Origin of the sequence: Nocardiopsis lambiniae (genome assembly GCF_031845465.1) — a bacterium.
GTDB classification, from domain to species: Bacteria; Actinomycetota; Actinomycetes; order Streptosporangiales; family Streptosporangiaceae; genus Nocardiopsis; species Nocardiopsis lambiniae.
The window spans coordinates 126,051-147,737 of record NZ_JAVREP010000001.1 but is presented as its reverse complement, the minus strand read 5'-3'; the positions used below and the strand labels follow the sequence as shown (position 1 = coordinate 147,737).

Below are 21,687 nucleotides of genomic sequence, written 5' to 3'. Positions count from 1 at the left end.
GGTTCAGCCCTCGTCGAGGACATAGCCGACCCCGCGCACCGTGCGTATCCGCACGGCCCCTCCGACCTTGGCGCGCAGGGAGCCGACGTGGGTGTCGAGGGTGCGGGAGGAGGTCTCCCAGGCGGCGCCCCACACCTGGTCGAGGATCCGGTCGCGGGCGACCACGGTGGGCGACCGGGAGGCCAGCAGGAACAAGAGGTCGAACTCCTTGCGGGTGAGTCGGACCGGTGCGCCGTCGACAGTGGCCGACCGGGCGGAGGGGTCGACGGTGAGCGGGCCGACCCGGATCGGCGACTCCTCCTCGACGACCTCGGCCCGGGCGCTGCGGGTGCGCCGCAGCACGGCGTCGATGCGGGCGAGGAGTTCGGCGACGCCGAAGGGTTTGACGACGTAGTCGTCGGCGCCGGCGCGCAGCCCGCGCACCCGGTCGCGTTCCTCGGCGCGGGCGGTGACGGCGATGATCGCGGTCTGGGGACGGTCGCGCAGCCGACGCAACAGGTCGATGCCGTCGGCGTCGGGGAGGCCGAGGTCGAGCAGGACCACGTCGGCGGGCGGCGCGGCCAGGGCACGCTCGGCGGTGGCGACCCGCTGGACCTCGAAGGAGGCCGATCGCAGGGCCGTCACCAGTCCCCGGGCGACCCGGTCGTCGTCCTCCACCACGAGAATGCGCATGTCCAGCATGGTAGGGCGAGGGGGCGTGCCCTCGACTCGCCCCGTGGCGAAAGCGTGGGAGCGGTCGCTCCGCACGGCCGGGGGAACGCGAGGAACGCCATCTCCGAACGCAGGGGGACGCAGTGGAAGAGCGTGGTCCCGGGCCGTCCGTCTCCGGCCACGGACGGCCCGTTCACCGGGGGTCGGCCCCGGTCACCCTTCGGTCAGGCGGAGACCGCCTCGGCGGCCCGGGACCTCCCCCGGCGTCCCCAGGGCAGGAGCCGGTCGAGGGAGTAGCGCCCTCCGGAGAAGCCCAGGGCGAGCGCCGTGGCGCCCATCACCAGGGCGAGTTCGTAGCCGCCGACCAGGGGGTCGCCGACGTGGACGAAGTAGTAGGCGCCGGCCATCATGAACGCCAGCGCCAGCCCGGCGAGCGGCAGGGCCAGTCCGATGATGAGCGCCAGACCGCCGCCCACCTCGATGACCGCCCCCAGGAGGGCGGAGAACGTCGGGAAGGGGATGCCCATGGCGGCGAAGCCCTGCGCGGTGCCCTCCGGGTTCATGGCCTTGGGGAGGCCGTGGGCGATGAAGACGACACCGACGACGATCCGCCCGAGGAGGGCGGTGAGGTCGCTGACGTGGGGGGCGATCGATCTCTGGCGCGGTACGGATTCCGTCGGTTTCTCGGTCATGGGTTCTCCTGTGTTCTGCGAGCGGGTCTCCCGGAACGGCCGCGTCTCATGGATTGAGAAGACAACCTCTTCCCGGGAAGGCACATGCTATCCCGCAGTCGAACGAACACATAGAGTCCCGCTTCTCACATATCGTCACGCATGACGTACTCCCCGCTCAGGGCGCACGACAGAACGCGACTCAGTCCCGACTCCCGGGGGGCGCGTACCGGGTTTCGACGCCCTCCGGATCCAGGGCCCCGAGCATCGCCTCGGCGATCGCGCGCAGGGACTCGGCCTGCTCCGGGTCGATCACGTCGAACAGGATCCGCCGTACGTGCGCCACGTGCCCCGGCGCGGCCTTCTCCAGGGTCCGGAACCCTCGTTCGGTGAGCTCCACGATCGTGGTGCGACGGTCCCCCGGCCGACGGAAACGGCGGATCAGGTCGTCCTCCTCCAGCCGCGCGGCGGCGTGCGACAGGCGGCTGGGCGACGAGCGGAGCAGGCGGGCGAGCTCGGTCATGGTCATCGCTCCGCCGGGGGATTCCGACAGCATCGCCAGGGCCTGGTAGTAGGTGTGCGGCAGGCCGGAGTCCCGCCGGAGCTGCCGGTCGAGTGAGGCCTCCAAGAGGTGGACGGCGGCCAGGAAGGTCCGCCAGGTCCGCTGCTGTTCCTCGTCGAGCCATACGGCGTCGGACATCGATGCGCCACCCCAGGAATACTTGAAAGTTCAACTTTGTTCTGGTCGTCATCCGATCCCACCGTCATCGGAGGACGCCATGGAACCGACCACCACACGTATGCCGGCCCTCTACCTCAGCCATGGTGCGCCGCCGCTCGCCGACGACACCGAATGGACCCGGCAACTCGCCGACTGGTCCGGTCGCATCAGCCGTCCCAGTGCGATCCTGGTGGTCTCCGCGCACTGGGAGGACGCACCGCTCACCCTCGGCGCGACAACGGACGGAGTACCCCTGACGTACGACTTCTGGGGCTTCCCGCAACGCTACTACGACGTCACCTACTCCGCCCCGGGGGCGCCCGCACTCGCCGAGAAGGTGCGCGGGCTCGTCGGCGGCCCGGTCCACCAGGACCCGCGCCGGGGGTTGGACCACGGCGCCTACGTGCCCCTCAAGGAGATGTACCCCGACGCCGACATCCCGGTGCTCCAGGTGTCCATGCCGTCTCTGGACCCCGCCGAACTGCTCGCCCTGGGCCGGCGACTGGCACCGCTGCGCGACGAGGGCGTGCTCATCGTCGGCAGCGGGTTCACCACCCACAACCTGCGCGAGATGTCGCGCGGCGCCCACGGCGCCGCCCCCGCGTGGTCCGTGGAGTTCGACGACTGGACGCGACGGGCCGTGGCCGACCACGACGTCGACGCGCTGCTCGACTTCGAGCACAAGGCCCCGGCCGCGGCGATCGCCCACCCGCGCAGCGACCACTTCGCCCCGTTGTTCGTCGCCCTGGGCGCCGGGCTGGACGATCACCGGGGGTCGACGTCGACCGTGGACGGGTTCTGGCACGGCCTGGCCAAACGCTCCTTCCAGTTCGACTGAGCGCCGAGAACTCCTGGCGGAACGTCGGTGCCGTCCGGGAGACTCGTCCCCATGACGGACACCCTCTCCCCCGAGAACGCGCGCTCCGCGGCCGACCTGGCGAAGGCGGCCGGCCGGGTGAGGTACCTGTACTTCTGGGGTCATCGGCCGCACCCCTCCGGCACGGTGTCGGCGAGCTGCCTGTCCCAGTGGTGGCCCGCCGACTTCACCGTGGACGGCGTGCCCTACCGCACCGCCGAGCACTACATGATGGCGGGCAAGGCGCGGCTGTTCGGGGACGACGGGGCGCTGGCGGAGATCATCGAGGCGGGGCACCCCCGCGACGCCAAGGAGATCGGCCGACGCGTGCGCGGATTCGACCAGGCGGTGTGGGAGGCGTCCCGGTTCGACATCGTCGTGGCCGCCAACGTCGCCAAGTTCGGGCAGCACTCCGACCTGCGGGGCTTCCTGCTCGGCACCGGGAACCGGGTGCTGGTGGAGGCCAGTCCCCGGGATCGGGTGTGGGGCATCGGGATGGGGGCGGGGCACGACGACGCGGGGCGCCCGGAGCGTTGGCACGGGCTCAACCTCCTGGGCTTCGCCCTGATGGAGGCCCGCGCCCGACTCGCCGCCGGGGCCTGATCCGCAGGAACGACGGGGCCGATTCCCGCCGGACTTCCGGGTCGACGACGGCCGGGATCGGTTTCACGAACGAGAACACGCGTCACACGAACGAGGCCGCGCTCGTCACCGGCGGCAGCCGGGGCATCGGTGCGGCCATCGCCGTCCGGGCGGCCGGTTCATCACCGGAACGGTGATCGGCGTGGACGGGAGCATCAACGCCTGATCCGCCGCCGGGGCGTCCGCACGAGAACGGTGCGGACGCCCTGGCGCCTCAGCGGCCCATGACGGCACCACCGTTGACCTGGATCACCCGTCCGCCCGGCCTCCGGCGAGGCCGGCCGGACGATCCCTGCGACATCATCGCCCCGCCCCTCGGGGGGACGGGGCGCGTCCGCGCCGTGTCGAAGGCACCGGTTCGGCGCGACGGGTTCTCCGCGGTGGTCATCGCGCGTCGATGCGCGCGACGCGCTCGGCCACCTCTCCCCTGACGGACGGGGGCAACGGGGTGTAGCCCTGCTCGGCGACGAGCCGTGCGCCCTCTTCCCCGAGGGCGTACGTCCAGAAGTCGCGCACGGCCGCGCCGACCCCTTCGTCGTAGCCGCACTCGTAGGCGAAGACGTGGTTGACCCGCATGATCGGGTAACCCGCCCCCGTCACCCCGCCGGTCAAGGAGAAGTCGTCGCCGGACAGGTCCATCTGTTCGACCGCGGCCCGGGTGCTCTCCTCGTCCAACGGGACGATCTGCTGTTCGTCATTGATGAGCGCGGCGACGCTGAGCCCGTTCCGTGCGGCGTAGGACGCGTTGACGAAGCCGATCGCGCCGGGGGTCCGCTCCACGATCTCGTGCACCCCCTCGTCTCCGGAGGCGACCCGCACGTGATCCGCCCACGTGCCCGTCCAGCCCTCGCCGGTCTCCAGGTAGCGCTCGAACACCTTCGCCGTCGAGGCGGTGTCGTCATGGCGGACCGGCACGATCCGGGTGGTGTCGGAACCGACTACGGGACCGAACATCGTGCGGACGTCGGTGCTCTCCCCCTGGTAGAGCGACACCAGGTCGTCCGCGCCGAGGGCCGGGGCCAGGGACTCGCCCATGTTGTACACCACGGCGACGGCCCCGGTCACGACGGGGAACTGCACCACCGGACAGCCCCGCGCGTCCTCGGCCGCGATCCGCTGCTCGTCGGTGAGAGGGTGCTCCGAGGAGCCGAAGTCGATCTCCCCGTTGACGAACCGCTCGACCCCGGCACCGGAGCCGTTGCGCTCGTAGAGGACCTCCACCCCCGGCTGCCTCCCCAGGTGGCCCGAGGCCCAGGTGTCGATGAGCGGGCCGAGGAAGGTGGACCCCCCGCCCAGGATCCTCGCGTTCACTATGGAGGGATCGGACCCCATCGTCGGGTCGTCGATGGCCCCACCATCGCCGCTCAGCGGTTCCCGACCGTCGCTCAGGGCGTTGACCAGGCCGACCCCTCCGACAAGGCCCAGGGTGAGGAGCCCGGCGCCCAGGGCCAGTGCCAAGGGCGTCGTCCGCCGTCTTCGGGGGGCCGACGGCGTGGGCTCCGCCGCGGGAACGGAGGGCGTGGGCGGCTCCGCGGGGGCGGAGGGCGGTGCGCCGTGGGCGGGCGGAGCCGTGGGATCGGTCCCGGTCAGCGTGGCCCCCGGTTCCCAGTGGGCGCGGATGAGGCCGGTGACGATCGTCGTGTCGTCGATCGTCTCCGGTGCCCCCGCGACGGCGTGAACCAGTTCGGTCGCCCGAGGACGGGCCTTCGGATCCTTCTCCAACGCCCGGCGCACCGGGCCCGCCAGCTCTCCGGGAAGTCCGGTGAGGTCGGGTTCCTCGTTGAGGATCCGGTACATCAACGTCTCCGCGCCGCCCTCGCCGAACGGGGAGCGGCCGGTGGCGGCGTAGGCGACCACCGCACCCCACGCGAACACATCGGCCTCGGGTCCGCTGTCGCCCCGATAGCGTTCGGGGCTCATCCAGGCGGGAGAGCCGATCAGCCCGCCGGTCCGCGTGTGCGAGGTGAGGTCCGCGGCGCGGGCGATGCCGAAGTCCAGCACCTTGGGACCGTCCGGGGCGAGGATGACGTTGGCGGGTTTGAGGTCGCGATGGACGACCCCGGCGTCGTGGATGGCGGAGATCGCCTCGGCGATCCCGGCGGCCACCACGCGGGCCTGGGAGGCGGGCAGCGCCCCGCCGACGCGCACCCGCCGGGCCAGCGTGGGCCCGGGCAGATAGGCGGTCGCGTACCAGGGCCGTGCGGAGCGGGTGTCCCGGGCCAGGACCGGGGCCACGCACAGGGCCCGCACCCGGAGCATGAGCTCGACCTCGGCGGCGAAGCGGGCCCGGAACTCCGGCTCGTCCGCGTACTCGTCCCGGACCACCTTGACCGCCGCCCAGCGACCGTCGGGACCGGTCGCCCCGTAGACCACCCCCATGCCACCGGCACCGAGCCTGCCGTGCACGGTGAACGGGGGGATGACACGGGGGTCCGACGCCTGGAGGGGGGCGAGGTCGGTCGGTGGATGGGGTGGCATGGAAGTCCTCGGTCGGTGATGCCCGCACTGCTGCGGATCGATGTCAGCACCCTTGGATGCCGGGCATCCCCGAGTCGTTCATCCGAATCGGGTCGCATACGCCATTAAGTCCGATATCGGGGAAACGCTCACCGGAAGATCATGGGGATTTCATCGACTCCTTGTCCGTTTTCCGGTCACAACCCGACGTGTACAGGAGTAGAGTCCGAAAAGCGGACAGCACGGTGCCCCGGCACCCGGTCCGTTCCCCGAAGTGCTCCGGGCCTCGGCACGCGATGCCGCCGTCCGTGGGCGTGCGCCGCATCTCGAACGCCGCGCACGCGACCCATCGCCCGCTTCGGGAAACCGATCATCGGCGCGCGGCAGAATGCGCCCTCCACCGTTCCGGGACGCACCGTTCTTCCTTTTCGATGAGGACGAACCACATTCGGGGAATTCCGATGGCCTATTACCGCATCAAACTCAGCGACGGCTCCTCCCATACCGTTCAGGCGGTGCGCATGCGCACCGACGCGCGCAGCCTCTACCTGGAGGAGCGCGCGGCCGGGGACTGGCGCGAGGTGTTCGCCAACCCCCTGACGGACGTGGCGCGGGTCCAGCGTCGCTTCACCGAGAACGACGGCACCTGGACCTGGCTGAACGAACGCCTGCCCGCACCGGTCGGCGGCGTCCGGGCCTGGTGACCCGGTTCCGGTCCGGGGCCCGCGCCCCGGGCCGGTCCCTCACCAGGGGAGCACCCCGTGGGCGTCCGGGTCCGACGCCACCGCCAGGTGCCCCCACAGCACACCGGCGGGCCCGTCCTCGGACAGGGTCGCCGGGTGCGGACTCACCCGTGCGCCCTGTGCCGCGGTGCGCGTTCCGGAGTACCCGTTGAGGTCGGTGGCGCAGTAGCCGGGGTCGGCGGCGTCGACCTTGGCCCCGCTTCCGGCGAGCGCCCCCGGCGTACAGCGCGGTGACCATGTCGAGGGCGGCCTTGGAGACCGGGTACGGGGCGCCCATGGCCATGCCGTGGAACGGGCTCTCCGGGTCGGTCATCGTGCCGACCTCACTGGACACGTCCACCACCCGGGGCACGGGCCGCCCGGACGTCCGTGCGGTCGGTCACGTCCACCTCCAGCGGGCGCGCGTCGACACCCTCCTTCTCCAGGGCGCGCACCGCCCCGGTTCCGCGTCCGATGTCCCGGGACCCCACCGGCAGGGTCATGCCCTTCGGTCCCGACAGCCGCGCGCTCTGGAATCCGATGCCCTTGTTCGCCCCGCTGACCAGGGCGATCCTCAGGTTCGTCTCGCTCACGTCCGCCAGGGCGGGGCCGCCGCCCGCCCGGGGGTGAGAGCACCGGTCAGCCTGGTACCGGCGGTACCACTGTCGTTCCGGGCGCGAGGGTGCAGGCTGGGGGGAGGACACCGGAGGGACTCCCGCGTTCCGTCCCGGAGCGGCCCCGTGCGGGCCGGGGGACGGGGTGGGGGTCCCGGCTCCCCGACCCGTGGACCGGGTGACCGGATGATCGTGACCTCGGGCGCTGTCGCGATCACGGAGGGCGTGTGTAATCTTCCAACGGGTCACGAGTGAGGGGAACGCCATGGACGGTCGCACCGACGTCGGGAACGGACGTCGTCTTCGACCGTCCGCCGTGCTCGGCGATCTGATCACCGCCGTGGTGCCGCCGCTCCTCCCGGCCGCGCTGGCGACCGCCGCGGCCGGCGCGGCGCTGTCGGCGGGCGCGGCGACCGGGACCGCCGTCTCCCCGACGCTCCCGGCGCTGGCCGTGATCGCGTTCGTGGCCGGTGCGCCGATCTCCGTCAACGCCGCCCTGTCGGTGACCGCGGCCGCCCTCCTGGGGCGGCGTGCGGATCCGGACGGGGTCCGCCGCGGGGCGTTGCGCGCCGCCCCGGTCACGCTGGCCTGGCTCACGGTGCTCGCCGTCCCGGTCGCGGCCGTGGTGCTCGCCCCGGCCCCGTGGGTCGTGCTCTCGGCCGCCGTACCGCTGCTCCCCCTGCTGCCCGCCCTCCTGTCGGCGGTGCCGATCGCCGTGGTCACCGGCGGCGCCGTGCGGCGGGTCCTACCGGAGACCCTGACGCCCCGCCGGTTCCGGGCTCTCCTGGTCGGTCTGCCGTCCCGGATCCGCGTCCCCGAGCACACCGATACGAGCCCCTCGATCACGGCCCCCGTTCCGGTGGCGCTGCTCCTGGGAACGATGGCGGTGTCCGGGGTCGCCTGGAGCACGGGGATCTCCGCCCCCGTCGACACCGACGACCGGACGACCGTGCACATCGAGGCGGCGGACGGTTCGGAGCACCTCTTCGAGGTGGACCTTGCGGCCCCGGACGGTGACGCGCGGACGACCGCCCGGGTGGGCGATCACCTCGTGAACGCCCACTGGCGGACCGGCCCCGCCGAGGAGGGTTCCACGCTGTACCTGCGGGTGTGCCCGACGTCGGACTCCTGTGGGAAGAGGACGGCGACGACCTCCGGGGGCCTGGACGTGACCACCGACGGCGCGGGCTCCTTCGAGGTCACCGCACAGGACCGAGGCGCCGAGGTCACGCTGATCACCTGCGCCGATCCGGGATGCACGCGGGCGGTGCCCGCCGCCGACCCGCCGTCCTCGGTCACCGTCGAGGTGGACGGCCCCGATTCGATGCGGCTGGTCCTGCTCTCCTGCGGTGACGCGGCCTGCCCGGACACGGCTCCGGGAGACGGGCCCGAGAGGGACCCCGAGGAGGTTCCGAAGCTCGCTCTACCGGCAACCACGGACGCGATCGCGCGGCCGGGCCCTCCCGCCATCGGCCCCGACGGGATCGCCCCCTGCGCGGTGCCGGACTGCGCCTCCGACGTCTGACCGCGAGGATGCGCGGTGGCTTCTCCGACGGGTCCGACCCACCGGCCGGCCGACGCCGACGCGCCGCCCCGGGTCAGGTCGACCTCCGACCTGACGCCGCACGCGGCACGCGGCCGACGCCGTCCCCCGGTCGAGGGTCGGTTCACGGGTCGTCGAAGGTCCGAGGTGACATACTCCCGCCCCCATGGTCCACGCCCCTCACGGGCGAGGGTGGAATGCTCGATGTTCCTTGGGTGAGAGGAGGCCGAAGAGCGCTCGATACCGTGGACCGAACGGCCCCGCCCCCGGCCGTGGGTGCCCGACGACGGGTGTGAGAAGTGGAGAGCAGCGATGAGCGAGACGCCCCCCGTGCCGGACACGCGGAACACCGCGCCACCGGCACCGCGACGGCGGGTCAACCGACGTGACCAGATCCTGCGCACCGCCGCCGAGGTGTTCGCCACCCAGGGGTTCCACAACACCTCCCTCGCCGACATCGCGGCGATGCTCGACATCACGCCGGCGGGCGTGCTGCACCACTTCGGCTCCAAGACCGGCCTGCTCACCGCCGTCCTGGAACTGCGCGACGACACCGAGCCGGCGCCCGAGGGCGGCCCGATGCTCGACCACCTGGTGACCACCGCCGAGCGCAACTCCGAGCGCCCCGGGACCACCCAGCTCTACGCGGTGCTCTCGGCCGAGAGCGCCACCGAGAACCACCCGGCCCAGGACTGGTTCCGGGACCGCTACACGATCCTGCGCCGCGATATCGAGGGCGCGGTCCTGGACCGGCTGGACCCGGAGCACCGGGGGGCCGCCGGGGCTCCGGGACCCGACGGCCGCTCGGCGGCGGGCGCGGCGGCCGCCGCCGTCATCGCCGTGATGGACGGCCTCCAGGTGCAGTGGCTGCTGGACCCCGAGGCGGTCGACATGGCCGAGGTGACCGGGCTGGTCATAGACGCGCTCGTCGCCCGCCTGTCCCAGGAGGGGTGAACCCGCGACCGCCCCCGCTCCGGCGTCCCGGCTCCGTTCCGACCCGCCCGGCGCCCTCCCCGGCTCCGGTGGCCCCTCGATGGGAGCGCCCGGCCGACGGTGGAGACCGGGATCCGTGTCGGCCCCGGGAGAACGCCGAAGGGCGCCGGGAACCCTGCGGTTCCCGGCGCCCTTCGGCGTTCGAGCGTGCGGTCCGGCCTACTGCTCGCCGTGGACGGAACCGGGGGTGCCGGAACCGTCGGTCAGCTGGGGCTCACCGGTGGCGCTCTCGGAGAGCCACTCGTCCCAGCTCAGCTGCCAGTAACCCCAGCCGTTGTACCACTCCTTGACGCGGGCGGTACCGGTGGTGTCCACGACGTCGCCCATCAGGGTGTTGTCGAAGAACCACTTGGCGTCGTCCATCCGCATGTTGGTGCACCCGTTGGAGGTGTTGGCGCTGCCGATGTTGCCGTTGTAGGACGCCTCGTGGAAGAACTCGCCGCTGTTGGAGGTGCGAACGGCGTACTGCACGTCGACCTTGTAGGAACCCGGGGTCCCCTCGGGGATGCCGACCGTGCTGGAGTCCATCGTCAGGTGCTCGTAGCGCTCCATGAGCACGTGGACGCCACTGCTCGTGGTGTCGAAGTTGCGGGCGGCCTTGCCGTTGCTCACCGGGATGGTGCGCTCGTGCTCGCCGTCGACCGTGACGACCGCCTCGTGGTCGGGCACGTTCATCGTGACGATCAGCTCGCGGCCGACCTCGAAGTCGATCTTGTGGTCGCTCACGCCGTAGACGCCCTCGGAGGCCTCGACCCCGGCCAGGTGGAGTTCGACGCTGATCTGCTGGTACGGGTCCCAGTACTCCTCGGGCCGGAACGCCGCGGTCTTGTCGTCCGGCCAGCGCCACGATCCGGCGACGCCCTGCTCGGAGACGACCTTGATGGAGTTCTCGACCTGGGCCTTGTTGGTGACCGGCATGTCGAAGCCGATGATGATCGGCATGCCCACACCCACGGTCTGGCCCGTGGTCGGGAAGTTGTGGGTCAGCTCCAGACGGCGCCCGGGGACGGCCGCCTCGGTGGTGAACTCCTGGACCAGTTCGGTGGTCTCGCCGGCCTCGTTCTCGGCGGTGGCGGTGACCGTGACCTCGGCGCCGGGCTTCAGGTTCCAGTCACTGACCCATTCGGTGCCGTCGCCGTTGAGGGTTCCGGTCATCTCGTAAAGGGGAGCGTCGTCGCCCTCGGTGGCGGCCTCGTCGGCCACGACCTGGTCGACCTTGACGTCGGAGATGGTGCCGTTCTCGGCGTTGACCGTGATGGGGGTGTTGGGCGCGATGGCCTCGGTCCCGGTCTCGGGGGTGATGGTGAGCGCCGCGGAGTCGACGTCGACGGCCGGATCGGTGCTGTTGCTCTGCGTCTCGGCTCCACCGGAAGTACAGGCGGTTGCCGCGAGCGCGAGCGTCACCAGTCCGATGCCGAATCGGCGGATCGCCGACGGGTGGGTCCTGCCCGTCACGTCTGGACCTCCATGTTTCACCTCGAACGCCATGTCTCTACGCCACTTAAGACGCGCATGTGCGGAAAAGGTTCTGAAATCCCACACATCGGTACGGGACGGTTATCCGGAGGGGGATGCCAGGCCGGAACCGACGACGATACACCCTGGGGGCGCAGGCCCGAACCCGCCTGTTACGAGATTAGGGCCACCCGTAAACCGCCCTGTACGAGGGGTATCCGCGAACCTAGAATATGGATCATTCGGTCAGGTTTTTCGGGAGGCATCATGCCGTGGTTGTGGCTGGCCGGGGCGATCATCTCCGAGGTGATCGCCACGACGTCGCTCAAACTCTCCGAGGGGTTCACCCGGCCCCTGCCGTCGGTGATCGTGGTCGTCGGCTACGTCGGTGCCTTCCTCATGCTGAGCCGGGCACTGACCCGGGGCATGGACCTGGGTGTGGCCTACGGGGTGTGGGCGGCGGTCGGCATCGCCCTGGTCGCGGTCATCGGCGTCCTGCTCTTCTCCGAGTCGCTCACCTGGGTCCAGATCGGCGGTATCGCCCTCATCATCGGAGGTGTGATGGCACTGGAGATGGGAGGCCGACACTGAGCACGAACGACGGGCGCGGGGAGTCGGGCACCACGGGCCGACGCGGGGAGCCGGGCACCACGGGCCGACGCGGGGAGCCGGGCACCACGGACGGGCGCAGGATCAAGGGCGAACGACGCAGGGGGTTGCTCGTGGACGCCACCATGCGGGTGATCGAACGCGAGGGCGTCGCCGCGGTCAGTCAACGCCGGGTGGCGGCGGAGGCGGGGGTCCCGCCCAGCGCCGTCACCTACCACTACGCCTCGATCGACGACCTGTTGGTGGCCACCCTCACCCGGGTCAACGATTCCTACGTCACGGCGTTGGAGGCCCTGTCCGACGACCCGGACGAGGCGTTGCGCGGTCTGGCCGGGATCATCGCGCGCCGCGGCTCGGGACGGGCGCACCTGATGGCCGAATGCGAACTCTTCCTGATGGCCGCCCGCCGTCCGGCGCTGCGCCCGGAGATCGATCGCTGGAACCGGGCCGTGGACGCCTTCCTCACCCCGCGGCTGGCCGACCCGGCCGATCGCGCGGGGGTCGCGGCAGCCATCGACGGCCTGTTCCTGCGCGGATGCGTCGAGGACCCCCCGCCCGGGGTCAAGGAGGTGCACCGGATCATCGTCCGGCTCGTGCCCGTGCGGCGTAACGGCCCGGCGGGACCCCGATGAGCGCGGTGAACTCCCGCGTCAGATGGGCCTGGTCGCTGAATCCGAGTTCGGCGGCCAACCGGCCCCAGTCGGGCGGTGTGCCCCGGCGTGCCCGTTCGGCCGCCTCGTAGAAGCGGTAGCGGCGGATGACCGACTTGGGGCCCGGCCCGACGTGGTCGGCGAACCGGCGCTGCAACAGCCGGACGCCGAGCCCCTCGCGTGCGGCCAGGTCCGCCACCCCGAGGGTCGTCGGGTCGGCCGCCACCCGCTCCACGATGTCGCGGGTCCCCTCCGCGGGGTGGGGGTCGGCGGGCGCCAGGGCGGCCAGGAAGTCCTCGACCCGGGCCAGGAGCGGCGCCACGGCGTCGGGGTCCCCGGGGTCGAGGTCGCGGACCGCCCGTTCGAGTTCCTCCCCACCGGGCAACGCCTCCCCCGCAGGCAGCGAGGTGTCGATCAGCGCGTGCAACGGGCGGTCGGCGAACGGCCGGAACCCGGCGGGCCGGAACATCACCCCCAGTGCCCACCCCCGACCGTCGAGACGTCGGCCGACCGGTCCCGCGGCCGGCCCGTGCACGGTCGCCGTGCCGGCGGTGAACACGAGGTTCACCACCGGGTGGGCCAGGACCCGCTGGGTGAACGGCTCCCGCCCGGTGAGATCCCAGGTCGCCACCCAGTGGCGGTCCACGAACCGGGCGAGCGCGGGAGAGGGGGGATGGCGGTCCAACCGGAACCGGGCGAGCCCGGTGGCCGGGTCGATGATCCCGCGCGCGTCCTCTTCGACGGGTCGTAGGTCCATCACCCCAGTGTGATCGACGGTCCCGACACTCCGCCGACCCGCGAACGATCCGCCGGGGCTCCGGCGCTCCGTCCGATCGCGGAGGTCGTCGGCGCGGTCCGTCTCCGGAACGCCCGATCGACGGGACTCCACCCGGACGCGGAGGGCGTTGCACGACGGTCCGCCCGGCCCACCCACGGCATGAACGCCGAAGGTCGTACCGCGTGGCCCGCCTCCGGGGCCTCCCCTCGACGGCGCTCGGTCCGAGCCCGGATGTCGTTTCACGGCGGATCGCCCCCGGGCGTCCCCCGCCCGCGTACGGCTCGGACGCGGATGTCGTTTTCCTTCAAGACGGCGCGCCGCCGGCCCGACAGGATGAGGGCTCAACGGCACCCGAAAGACATCTCAGGTGCCCACGTGACCGCCACGAAACCTGTCCCTTGATCAGTCCAGCGGTCCTTCAGCGGGGCTTGCTGGAACCGCTTGCGAACGAATCAGGAACTTCGTCGTGAACGACATCGCCGCGCGCTACTCCCGCCTGTCCGACGCCTTCGCCGCCGTGGTGGCGACGGTCCCGGAAGAACGCTGGTCGTCGCCCTCGCCGTGTCCGGACTGGACCGCCCGTGAGGTGGTCGGCCACGTCGTGGACACCCAGGGCATGTTCCTCGGTCTGGTCGGCCGGGAACTCGGGGACGTCCCGAAGGCCGCCGATGACCCGGTGGCCTCCTGGGACGCCGCGCGGGCCGTGGTCCTGGCCGATCTCGCCGATCCCGAGCGGGCCGGCACCGCATTCGACGGGTTCTTCGGCCGCACCACGTTCGCCGAGGCCGTCGACCGGTTCTTGAACTTCGACCTGATCGTGCACCGGTGGGATCTGGCCCGCGCCACCGGAGGGGACGAGCGGCTGGACCCCGATGACGTGCGATGGGCCCGTGAGGCGACCGCCGCGTTCGGGGACGCGCTGCGCGGCGACGGGGTGTGCGGCCCCGAACTCACCCCGCCCGGCGACGCCGACGAGCAGACCCGTCTGCTCGCCTTCCTCGGCCGCCGCAGCTGGTGAGCGTTCCGCCCCCGCCCGAGGAGGCGACGGCCCTCGGGACGGGGCGGCTCCGATCATGGTCGACGGCGGACACCGTCCCGGGCCACCCCGACCAGCAGGCGGAGCACCAACAGGGCGGCCACCACCAGCAGCAGCCACGCGGCGCCGTTGAGGAGCTGGGCTCGCGCGGACATCTGCGACCACACCACGTCGGGCCCGTCGGTGACGTTGAACAACCCCACCGACATCAGTCCGGTGGCCACCGCCAGCACGGTGAGGATCGCCCGCTGGGCCAGATCACCGATGAGCCTGCGGTCGTCCGGATGGGCGAACGGACGCACCTGCACGGTGAACCTGCCCTTGTGCAGCTGGTCGGTGATCCGGTCCAACCGCCGCGGCAGCCGGCGCAGGGTGGGCAGCAGGGCGATGATCTCATCCGCCGCCAGGTCGCGCAGCGCCTCACCACGCAGCTGTTCCGACATCCGGTCCCCGGCGAACCGCTTGGCCTCGGCGACGGTGTCGAACCCCGGCGACAGGTGCACCAGGGTGCCCTCCAGGGTGGCCAGGGCCCGGAAGACCGCCGCCAGCTCCGCCGGAAGGGTGAGCCCGAACCGGGTGACGATGAGCAGCAGTTCGGTGAACATCCGCATGCTCGCGGTCATCCCGGCCTGGAGGTGGCGCGCCATGAACTGGCCCAGCGCCCGGCGCAACCGCTCTCCGTCCACCCCCTCTGGGTCGGTGACCACGTCGAGGAGGGTGTCGGTGAGCAGGACCGCGTCGCGACGGTCCAAGGCCATCAGCATGAGCCGCAACGCCTCCCGGGTCTGGCCGTCCAGGCGCCCCACCGACCCGTAGTCGAGCAGACCCACCCCTCCCTCGTCGAGCACCATGATGTTGCCGGGGTGCGGGTCGGCGTGGAAGATGCCGCTGATCATCACCTGTTCGAGCAGGCAGTTCAGCAGGACCCGGGCGATCTCCTCACCGTCGACGTCGGCGGGGTCGACGAAGCCGATGGAGACGCCGTGGAGCCGTTCCATCACCAGCACCCCCCTGCTGGTGTAGGCGTCGTACACCCGGGGGATGCGCACCGGGGAGTCGTGGGCGGCCTCGGCGACGGCGGCGATGTTGGCCGCCTCCACCTCGAAGTCCAGCTCTTCCACCAGCGCCTCGGCGAACCCCTCGGCCAGGTCCACCACGCCGATGGCCGGCCCCCAGTCGGTGTACTCGTCGAAGCGCGCGGCCAGGCGGCGGATGATGTCCAGGTCGCGGTGGACGAGCGGGGCGATCCCGGGCCGCTGCACCTTGACCACCACCTCCTCCCCGTCGACCAGGCGCGCGGTGTGCGCCTGGGCGATGGACGCGGCGGCCAGCGGCTCGTCGGAGAAGTCGGTGAAGACGTCGTCCACCGGGCGGCCCAGTTCCCGTTCGACCGCGTCACGGATCCGCTCGGCCGGAACCGGGGCCACCTCGCTGTGGAGCCGCCCCAGTTCCTCGACGAACACCGGTGGGAGCAGGTCGCGTCGGGTGGCCAGCACCTGGCCCAGCTTGACGAACACCACCCCGGCCTCCTCCAGGGAGCGGGCCAGTGATCGGGCCAGGCGGCGCTGGGTGGAGGTGTCCTCGCCGTCCTCCTTGCGCCCGGAGACGTAGCCCCACAGGCCCCGCCGGGCCAGGATCCACATGATCTGGCGGTAGCGGCGCACCCGGCCGAACCAGTCGAACACCGCCCGCACCGCGTGCACCGGTCGAGGTCGGGTGCCGCGCGGGACGGCCAGTTCCAGCCCGACGAAGGCGAGCAGCGCCACGGCGGCCGACATCAGCATGGTCACGCTGACGTACTCCGGCCCCGGTGCCGTGACGGGGACCTCCTGCGCCAACCGTTCGAGGGAGCCGTAGTACAGCAGCGCCGCCGCGGCCGACCCCAGGAACAGTCCGACCAGCCCGGACAGGACCAGGCGCGGCAGGCTGAAGGGGACGCCCATCATCCGGCTGGCCAGCAGGCCCAGGCCGATCAACAGGGCGACGAAGAGCAGCAGGGAGAAGAGTTGGAGGATCCCCTCTCCCACGTAGACCATGGCGAGGTACACGGTCGAGAACTCGCTTTCCAGCAGGTGCCGGGCGGGGGCGTCGGCGGCGGTCGGGACGGTGGCTCGGGGACGGCTGTCGGGCGGGAGGATCCCCGGCGTCGCGCACCCGCGACACCCATGACGTCCACGACGTTCCCGGCGTCCTCCGCTTCGGATTTCCAGCCTGCCAGGTCCGCCCTCCGCGCGACAGCGCCGGTCACGGCCTGTGGAAAACCACCGGTGACACGGGAAGGGCCGGGATCCCGCACGGATCCCGGCCCTCGATCACCCGTGGATCAGCAGGTCAGCTCCCACGAGCACTCCAGCTCACCGCTCTCGGGGTTCTCCTGGACGCGGGCGCCCTGCGCGAGCGTGCCCACCGGCGCCGTGTGCCCCAGGTGCTCCGCCAGCCGGACCGCGATCGCGTTCTGCACGGCGAGGGGCGCCGGGCCCGTGTGGTCGTTGTTGACGATCGAGAAGACCAGACCGTCGCCGCCACCGGGCGCCGCCACGTACCCGGACAGGGCGCTGACACCGCTCATCGTGCCCGTCTTGGCCGTGACCGTTCCCTGGGCGGCGGTGCCCACCATGCGGGCGCGCAGCGTGCCCCCCGTGAAGGGGTCCTCGATACCGGCCACCGGCAGCGCCGACGCCCACACCGGGTACCAGTCGGCGTCGCGCGTGCTCGCCAACAGGTCGACGACCGCGTTCGCCGTCACACGGTCGGTACGGGACAGCCCGGAACCGTCGTGGAACACCACGCCCGAGGTGTCCACGCCCAGGCCGGCCACGGCCTCCTCGACCCCGACCCGTCCGGCCGCCCAGGTGCCCTGGTCGGCGGTCTCCCGACCGATGGACTTGACCAGCATCTCGGCGTGGCCGTTGTTGCTGAACTTCATGTACGGCACGAAGATCTCGGCCAGGTCCGGCGAGGTGTGGTCGGCGACGACCCTCGTGCGCAGGTCGTCGGGCACCTCGCCCTGCTCGACCCCGCCGCGCACCGTGACCCCGTGCTCCTCCAGCGCCCGCTCGAACAGGTGCCCGGCCAGTCCGGCGGGTTCGTCCACGGTGCGCAGGACCGCGATCGGGGCGGCGCCCTGCGGAACGGATCCGCTCACCACGATGGTGTTGGTACCGACGGGGCGGTCGACCACGAGGGTGTTGCCGCTGCCGGCCGCGCCGGTGGTGGCCCGGTTGTCCAGTTCCATGTAGCCCTCGGCGGCGCCCAGGTCGACCGTGGGGGCGGCGCCCTGGGCGGCGGCCGTGACGGTGACCTCGGTGACGCCGGTGTCGTAGCGCTCCCCGTGGGCGACGGTGAGCGCGGAGATCTGCGCCGAGTAGGCGTAGGGCTCGTCCTCTGGCCACCAGTCGTCGACCAGGCGCTCGTCGTCGAACCAGGTGTCGTCGGCGTACACGTCGCCCTTGACGACCTTGACACCGGCGGCGGCGACGTCGGCCGCCAGGGCGTCGATGTCCGCGGCGGAGAGGGTCGGGTCGCCCCCGCCGACGAGGTAGACGTCCTGCACCGTGCGCGGCTTCCCGCGATGGGCGGGGATGACCACCTCGGTACCGAACGTGTGGTCCGGGCCCAGGACCTCCAGGGCGGCGGCGGCCGTGAACAGCTTCATGTTGGAGGCGGGGACGAACGGCGAGTCGGCGTCACGGGAGTACAGCTCCTCACCCGTCACCGGGTCGAGGACGACCACCCCGGAGTCCGCCACCGAGGGGTCGGCCAGGAGCGTGTCGAGGTCGGCCCGCAGGTCGGCCGCCTCGGCGGCCGGGTCCGCGTGGGCGGGGGCGGCGAACACGGTGACCGGCATCAGCGCGGCGACGGCCACCGCGGTCCACCGGCGTCGCGCGCACGCGAGGGGGGCAGGGGTTCTCATGGATCTCCCAACGGCTCGGACGGAAGATCACGAACCTAACCGAACCTCACCGTGGGTCGCCACGCACACGCCGAACGTGCGAAACGTTCTTTCATCCCACAGCAGGTCAGAAACCCCAAAAATTTTCAGCAGAGACGAAAAGAGGCCACAATCGGACACCGCGCCGGCCTCTCCGGCCCAACGGAGCGTGGTGTCGGGAAGGTCCCCCTTCCCGACACCACGGATGACCCGAAGGCGCCGTTGCCGGCCCGAACAGACCCGGGAACGGTGCCGTGTCCGGGTCAGATCAGCTCCACCACCTGGGAGTAGTGGCAGGCGTCGCGGTGGCCCGTCCCCCGGTCCAGCAGTTCGGGGGGCTCCTCCACGCACAGGTTCCGCCGCGCGTCGTCCAGTTCGTTCGCGAACTTCGGGCACCGTGTCCGGAACCGGCACCCCGAGGGGGGATCGGCCGGGCTGGGCACGTCACCGGTCACCACGATCCGCTCGCGGGTCCGCTCCTTGACCGGGTCCGGCAGCGGGATCGCCGAGATGAGGGCCTGGGTGTACGGGTGGGCGGGGGCGGCGAACAGCTCCTCCGTCGTACCCGTCTCCATCACCTTGCCGAGGTACATCACGGCCACCCGGTCGGCGATGTGCCGGACCACCGAGAGGTCGTGCGAGACGAACAGGTACGACAGCCCCAGTTCGTCCTGGAGGTCCTCCAGCAGGTTGATCACACCGGCCTGGATGGACACGTCCAACGCCGACACGGGCTCGTCGAGGATGAGCACCTTCGGGTTGAGCGACAGCGCCCGGGCGATGCCGATGCGCTGGCGCTGACCGCCGGAGAACTCGTGCGGGTAGCGGGAACCGTGCTCGGGGTTGAGCCCGACCAGTTCCAGCAGCTCCTTGACCCGCGTCTTGGCGGTCCTGCCCTGCCCGTGGATCTGCATGGGCTCGGCGATGATGTCGGTGACCGTCATGCGCGGGTCCAGGGACGCGAACGGGTCCTGGAACACCAGTTGCAGGTCGCGTCGGAGCGGCCGCATCTGGGCGTCGCTGAGCGTGTGCAGCGGCTGTCCCATGTAGGTGACCTCGCCCGACGTCTGCCGGATGAGCTGGAGCAGGAGCCGGGCCGTCGTGGACTTGCCGCACCCGGACTCGCCGACGAGGGCGAGGGTCTCGTGCTCGCGCAACTCCAGGGAGATCCCGGAGACCGCCTGGACCTCACCGATCTTGCGCCGCAGGATGCCCTTGGAGCGGATCGGGAAGTTCTTCACCAGGTCGACCGCGGAGAGCAGCACCTCGGACGACGCCGTGTGCTCCCCCCCGCGTTGGGCCGGCGTCTCGGTGCTCTCCGCCTCGACGGCCTCCGCAGGCGCCTCCGCGTCGCGGGACGTGGGTCGGAAGAGGTCGTCGGGCCGCACGTCCACCAGTCGCTCGCCGAAGTGGCAGGCGGCCATGTGACGGTGGTGAGGGTCGGTCTCCTCCGCGTCGACCGCCTCCTTGAGGACCGGTTCCTCCGCGTGGCAGAGGGCCTCGGCCATCGGGCAGCGCGGTGCGAACCCGCAGCCCCGCGGCAGGTCGAGCAGCGACGGCGGCGTCCCCAGGATGGGGGTGAGCTTCTCGCCGCGCGCCTCGTCCATACGCGGAAGCGAGCCCAGGAGCCCCAGGGCGTAGGGCATCCGGGGGCGGTAGAAGACGTCCTCGACCGTCCCGGTCTCCACCAGACGGCCCGCGTACATCACGGCCACCCGGTCCACGTGCCCGGCCACGACGCCGAGGTCGTGGGTGATCAGCACCAGGGCGGCGCCGGTCTCCTGGCGCGCCGCCTCCAAGGCCTCCAGCACCTGGGCCTGGACCGTCACGTCCAGAGCGGTGGTGGGCTCGTCGGCGATGATGACGTCGGGGTCGTTGGCCATCGCGATGGCGATGACGACCCGCTGACGCATACCGCCGGAGAGCTCGTGCGGGTACTGGTCGACACGTCGGTCGGGGTGGGGGATGCCCACCTTGTCCAGCAGCTCGATCGCCCGCTCCCGGGCCTGCTGCTTGGTCACCTTGCGGTGGGTGAGGATCGCCTCGGCGATCTGGTAACCGATGGTGTACACCGGGTTCAGCGAGGTGAGCGGGTCCTGGAAGATCATGGCGATCTTCTCGCCGCGCACCTTGCTGATCTGGGCGTCGTTGAGGCCGATGAGCTCCTGACCGAGCACCCGGGCCGAGCCGGTCACCTTCGCGGTCTTGGGCAACAGACCCATGATCGCCATGGAGGTGACCGACTTGCCCGAGCCGGACTCGCCGACGATGCCCAGGGCCTCTCCCCTGCGCACCTGGTAGGAGACCCCGCGCACGGCCTGCAAAGGGCCGTCCTCCGAGGAGAAGGTGACGTTGAGGTCCTGGACGTCCAGGACGATGTCCTTGTCCTTGTCGACGGCCGTCGAAGCGCCGTCGTTGATGTTCTCCGTCGTGGTCATCGCCGCACCATCGTCTGTCGTGGGTCGAGGGCGTCCCGCAGGCCGTCACCGATGAAGTTGATCGTCAGGCAGATGAGGACGATCAGCACGCCGGGCGGATAGAACAGCCATGGTCGGGTGAAGGCGGCGGTGCGCGCGCCCTCCACCATCTTCCCGAGGGAGATGTCCGGCGGTTGGATGCCGAACCCGATGAAGGACAGTCCCGCCTCCGTGAGGACCGCCACCGCGATGAGCAGGGTGGCGGCGACGATGATGGGGCCGGCGGCGTTGGGCAGCAGGTGTCGGAAGATGATCCGGGACGCCTTGGCGCCGGCCGCGCGGGCCGCCTCGATGAACTCCTGCTCGCGCAGGGAGAGCACCACGCCGCGGACGACGCGGGCGATCGTCGCCCACGAGAACAGGCACATGATGAGCGCCACCGCGTACCAGGTGGCGCCGCCCCGCACGTTGCCGTTGATCGAGGCCACGGCGACGATGAGCGGGATGATGAGGAAGATGTCGGCGATCCGCATCATGATCGCGTCGACCCGGCCCCGGTAGTAACCGGCGACGGCGCCCCAGGTGGCGCCGACCACGGTGGAGAGCACCGCGACGGTGAGGGCCACCTTGAGGGACTGCTGGGCGCCGCGCATGGTCTGCGCGAACACGTCGTTGCCCTGCTTGGTGGTGCCGAAGGGGTGATCCCAGCTGGGACCGGCGTTGCTGGGGATGTCGGAGTTGACGGTGTGGCCCCACTGCCAGACGAAGGGGCCCAGGAAGGCGAAGGCCGTGATCAGCGCGAGCAGGACCAGGCTGATCATCGCGGCCCGGTGCCTGCGGAAACGACGCCAGATGATCTGGATCTGGGTGAGGTCCCCGCCCTTCGCGACCGGCTGTTCGGGGTTCTCCGGGCCTCCACCGCTCATCGCGATACGGCTCTG

19 protein-coding genes are annotated in these 21,687 nt (G+C 71.6%); 8 read left to right on the top strand and 11 right to left on the bottom strand.

Annotated features, from left to right (window positions below; all coding sequences use genetic code 11):
- Positions 1–3 precede the first annotated feature (3 nt).
- From RM479_RS00620 to RM479_RS00610, 3 genes are all read right to left on the bottom strand, one after another.
- The gene (locus RM479_RS00620; RefSeq protein WP_311509688.1) at positions 4–681 is read right to left on the bottom strand and encodes a response regulator transcription factor; all 678 of its coding nucleotides are present in this window, start codon (positions 679–681) and stop codon (positions 4–6) included.
- Between the two features lie 194 nt (positions 682–875).
- Positions 876–1,343, bottom strand: coding sequence for a DoxX family protein (locus RM479_RS00615; RefSeq protein ID WP_311509687.1), 468 nt, complete (start codon positions 1,341–1,343; stop codon positions 876–878).
- 181 nt (positions 1,344–1,524) lie between these two features.
- Positions 1,525–2,022, bottom strand: coding sequence for a MarR family winged helix-turn-helix transcriptional regulator (locus tag RM479_RS00610; RefSeq protein WP_311509686.1), 498 nt, complete (start codon positions 2,020–2,022; stop codon positions 1,525–1,527).
- A gap of 100 nt (positions 2,023–2,122) precedes the next feature.
- On the opposite strand from RM479_RS00610, the gene RM479_RS00605 reads away from it, so the two are divergent.
- Positions 2,123–2,881, top strand: a complete 759-nt coding sequence (locus RM479_RS00605; protein ID WP_311509685.1) for a dioxygenase family protein — start codon at positions 2,123–2,125, stop codon at positions 2,879–2,881.
- Between the two features lie 51 nt (positions 2,882–2,932).
- On the top strand, positions 2,933–3,502 hold the full coding sequence (locus RM479_RS00600) for an NADAR family protein (protein ID WP_311509684.1): 570 nt from the start codon (positions 2,933–2,935) through the stop codon (positions 3,500–3,502).
- Positions 3,503–3,925: 423 nt separating this feature from the next.
- Here the strand turns inward: RM479_RS00600 and RM479_RS00595 are convergent, their stop codons facing one another.
- Positions 3,926–6,019 (bottom strand): serine/threonine-protein kinase, encoded by a 2,094-nt coding sequence (locus tag RM479_RS00595; RefSeq protein WP_311509683.1) that lies wholly within the window; start codon positions 6,017–6,019, stop codon positions 3,926–3,928.
- A gap of 440 nt (positions 6,020–6,459) precedes the next feature.
- Here RM479_RS00595 and RM479_RS00590 point away from each other — a divergent pair, with 440 nt between their 5' ends.
- A complete protein-coding gene (locus RM479_RS00590; protein ID WP_311509682.1) occupies positions 6,460–6,702 on the top strand; it encodes a hypothetical protein in 243 nt (80 codons plus the stop codon).
- 362 nt (positions 6,703–7,064) lie between these two features.
- On the opposite strand, the gene RM479_RS00585 is transcribed toward RM479_RS00590, so the two are convergent.
- Entirely contained in the window at positions 7,065–7,313 is a 249-nt protein-coding gene (locus RM479_RS00585) for an SDR family NAD(P)-dependent oxidoreductase (protein ID WP_311509681.1), read from the bottom strand.
- Positions 7,314–7,599: 286 nt separating this feature from the next.
- Between RM479_RS00585 and RM479_RS00580 the strand changes: the two genes are divergently transcribed.
- Together RM479_RS00580 and RM479_RS00575 are read left to right on the top strand one after the other, a co-directional pair.
- Positions 7,600–8,859 (top strand): hypothetical protein, encoded by a 1,260-nt coding sequence (locus RM479_RS00580; RefSeq protein ID WP_311509680.1) that lies wholly within the window; start codon positions 7,600–7,602, stop codon positions 8,857–8,859.
- A gap of 330 nt (positions 8,860–9,189) precedes the next feature.
- The gene (locus tag RM479_RS00575) at positions 9,190–9,831 is read left to right on the top strand and encodes a TetR/AcrR family transcriptional regulator (RefSeq protein WP_311509678.1); all 642 of its coding nucleotides are present in this window, start codon (positions 9,190–9,192) and stop codon (positions 9,829–9,831) included.
- A 198-nt stretch (positions 9,832–10,029) separates the two neighbouring features.
- On the opposite strand, the gene RM479_RS00570 is transcribed toward RM479_RS00575, so the two are convergent.
- Positions 10,030–11,325, bottom strand: coding sequence for a L,D-transpeptidase (locus tag RM479_RS00570; RefSeq protein ID WP_311509677.1), 1,296 nt, complete (start codon positions 11,323–11,325; stop codon positions 10,030–10,032).
- A gap of 267 nt (positions 11,326–11,592) precedes the next feature.
- Between RM479_RS00570 and RM479_RS00565 the strand changes: the two genes are divergently transcribed.
- Positions 11,593–11,916 (top strand): DMT family transporter, encoded by a 324-nt coding sequence (locus tag RM479_RS00565; protein ID WP_311509676.1) that lies wholly within the window; start codon positions 11,593–11,595, stop codon positions 11,914–11,916.
- A gap of 131 nt (positions 11,917–12,047) precedes the next feature.
- Positions 12,048–12,566, top strand: a complete 519-nt coding sequence (locus tag RM479_RS00560; protein ID WP_311509674.1) for a TetR/AcrR family transcriptional regulator — start codon at positions 12,048–12,050, stop codon at positions 12,564–12,566.
- Here the strand turns inward: RM479_RS00560 and RM479_RS00555 are convergent.
- Entirely contained in the window at positions 12,514–13,341 is an 828-nt protein-coding gene (locus tag RM479_RS00555; RefSeq protein ID WP_311509673.1) for a helix-turn-helix transcriptional regulator, read from the bottom strand. The two genes, RM479_RS00560 and RM479_RS00555, sit on opposite strands and share 53 nt — an antisense overlap.
- Positions 13,342–13,828: 487 nt before the next feature.
- On the opposite strand from RM479_RS00555, the gene RM479_RS00550 reads away from it, so the two are divergent.
- Complete coding sequence (locus RM479_RS00550) at positions 13,829–14,380, top strand: TIGR03086 family metal-binding protein (protein WP_311509672.1); 552 nt, start codon at positions 13,829–13,831, stop codon at positions 14,378–14,380.
- Positions 14,381–14,433: 53 nt separating this feature from the next.
- Here RM479_RS00550 and RM479_RS00545 read toward each other — a convergent pair whose 3' ends face one another.
- The 4 genes from RM479_RS00545 to RM479_RS00530 all read right to left on the bottom strand — a co-directional run bounded on the left by RM479_RS00545 (position 14,434) and on the right by RM479_RS00530 (position 21,672).
- Entirely contained in the window at positions 14,434–16,434 is a 2,001-nt protein-coding gene (locus RM479_RS00545) for an ABC1 kinase family protein (protein WP_311509671.1), read from the bottom strand.
- Between the two features lie 287 nt (positions 16,435–16,721).
- Positions 16,722–18,311, bottom strand: coding sequence for a D-alanyl-D-alanine carboxypeptidase/D-alanyl-D-alanine endopeptidase (gene dacB, locus RM479_RS00540; protein ID WP_397220977.1), 1,590 nt, complete (start codon positions 18,309–18,311; stop codon positions 16,722–16,724).
- 281 nt (positions 18,312–18,592) lie between these two features.
- Positions 18,593–20,767: an ABC transporter ATP-binding protein gene (locus RM479_RS00535; protein ID WP_311509670.1), complete on the bottom strand. Its 2,175-nt coding sequence runs from the start codon at positions 20,765–20,767 to the stop codon at positions 18,593–18,595.
- Entirely contained in the window at positions 20,764–21,672 is a 909-nt protein-coding gene (locus RM479_RS00530) for an ABC transporter permease (protein WP_311510398.1), read from the bottom strand. The genes RM479_RS00535 and RM479_RS00530 overlap by 4 nt, the downstream gene beginning before the upstream one ends.
- Between the last annotated feature and the right edge of the window lie 15 nt (positions 21,673–21,687).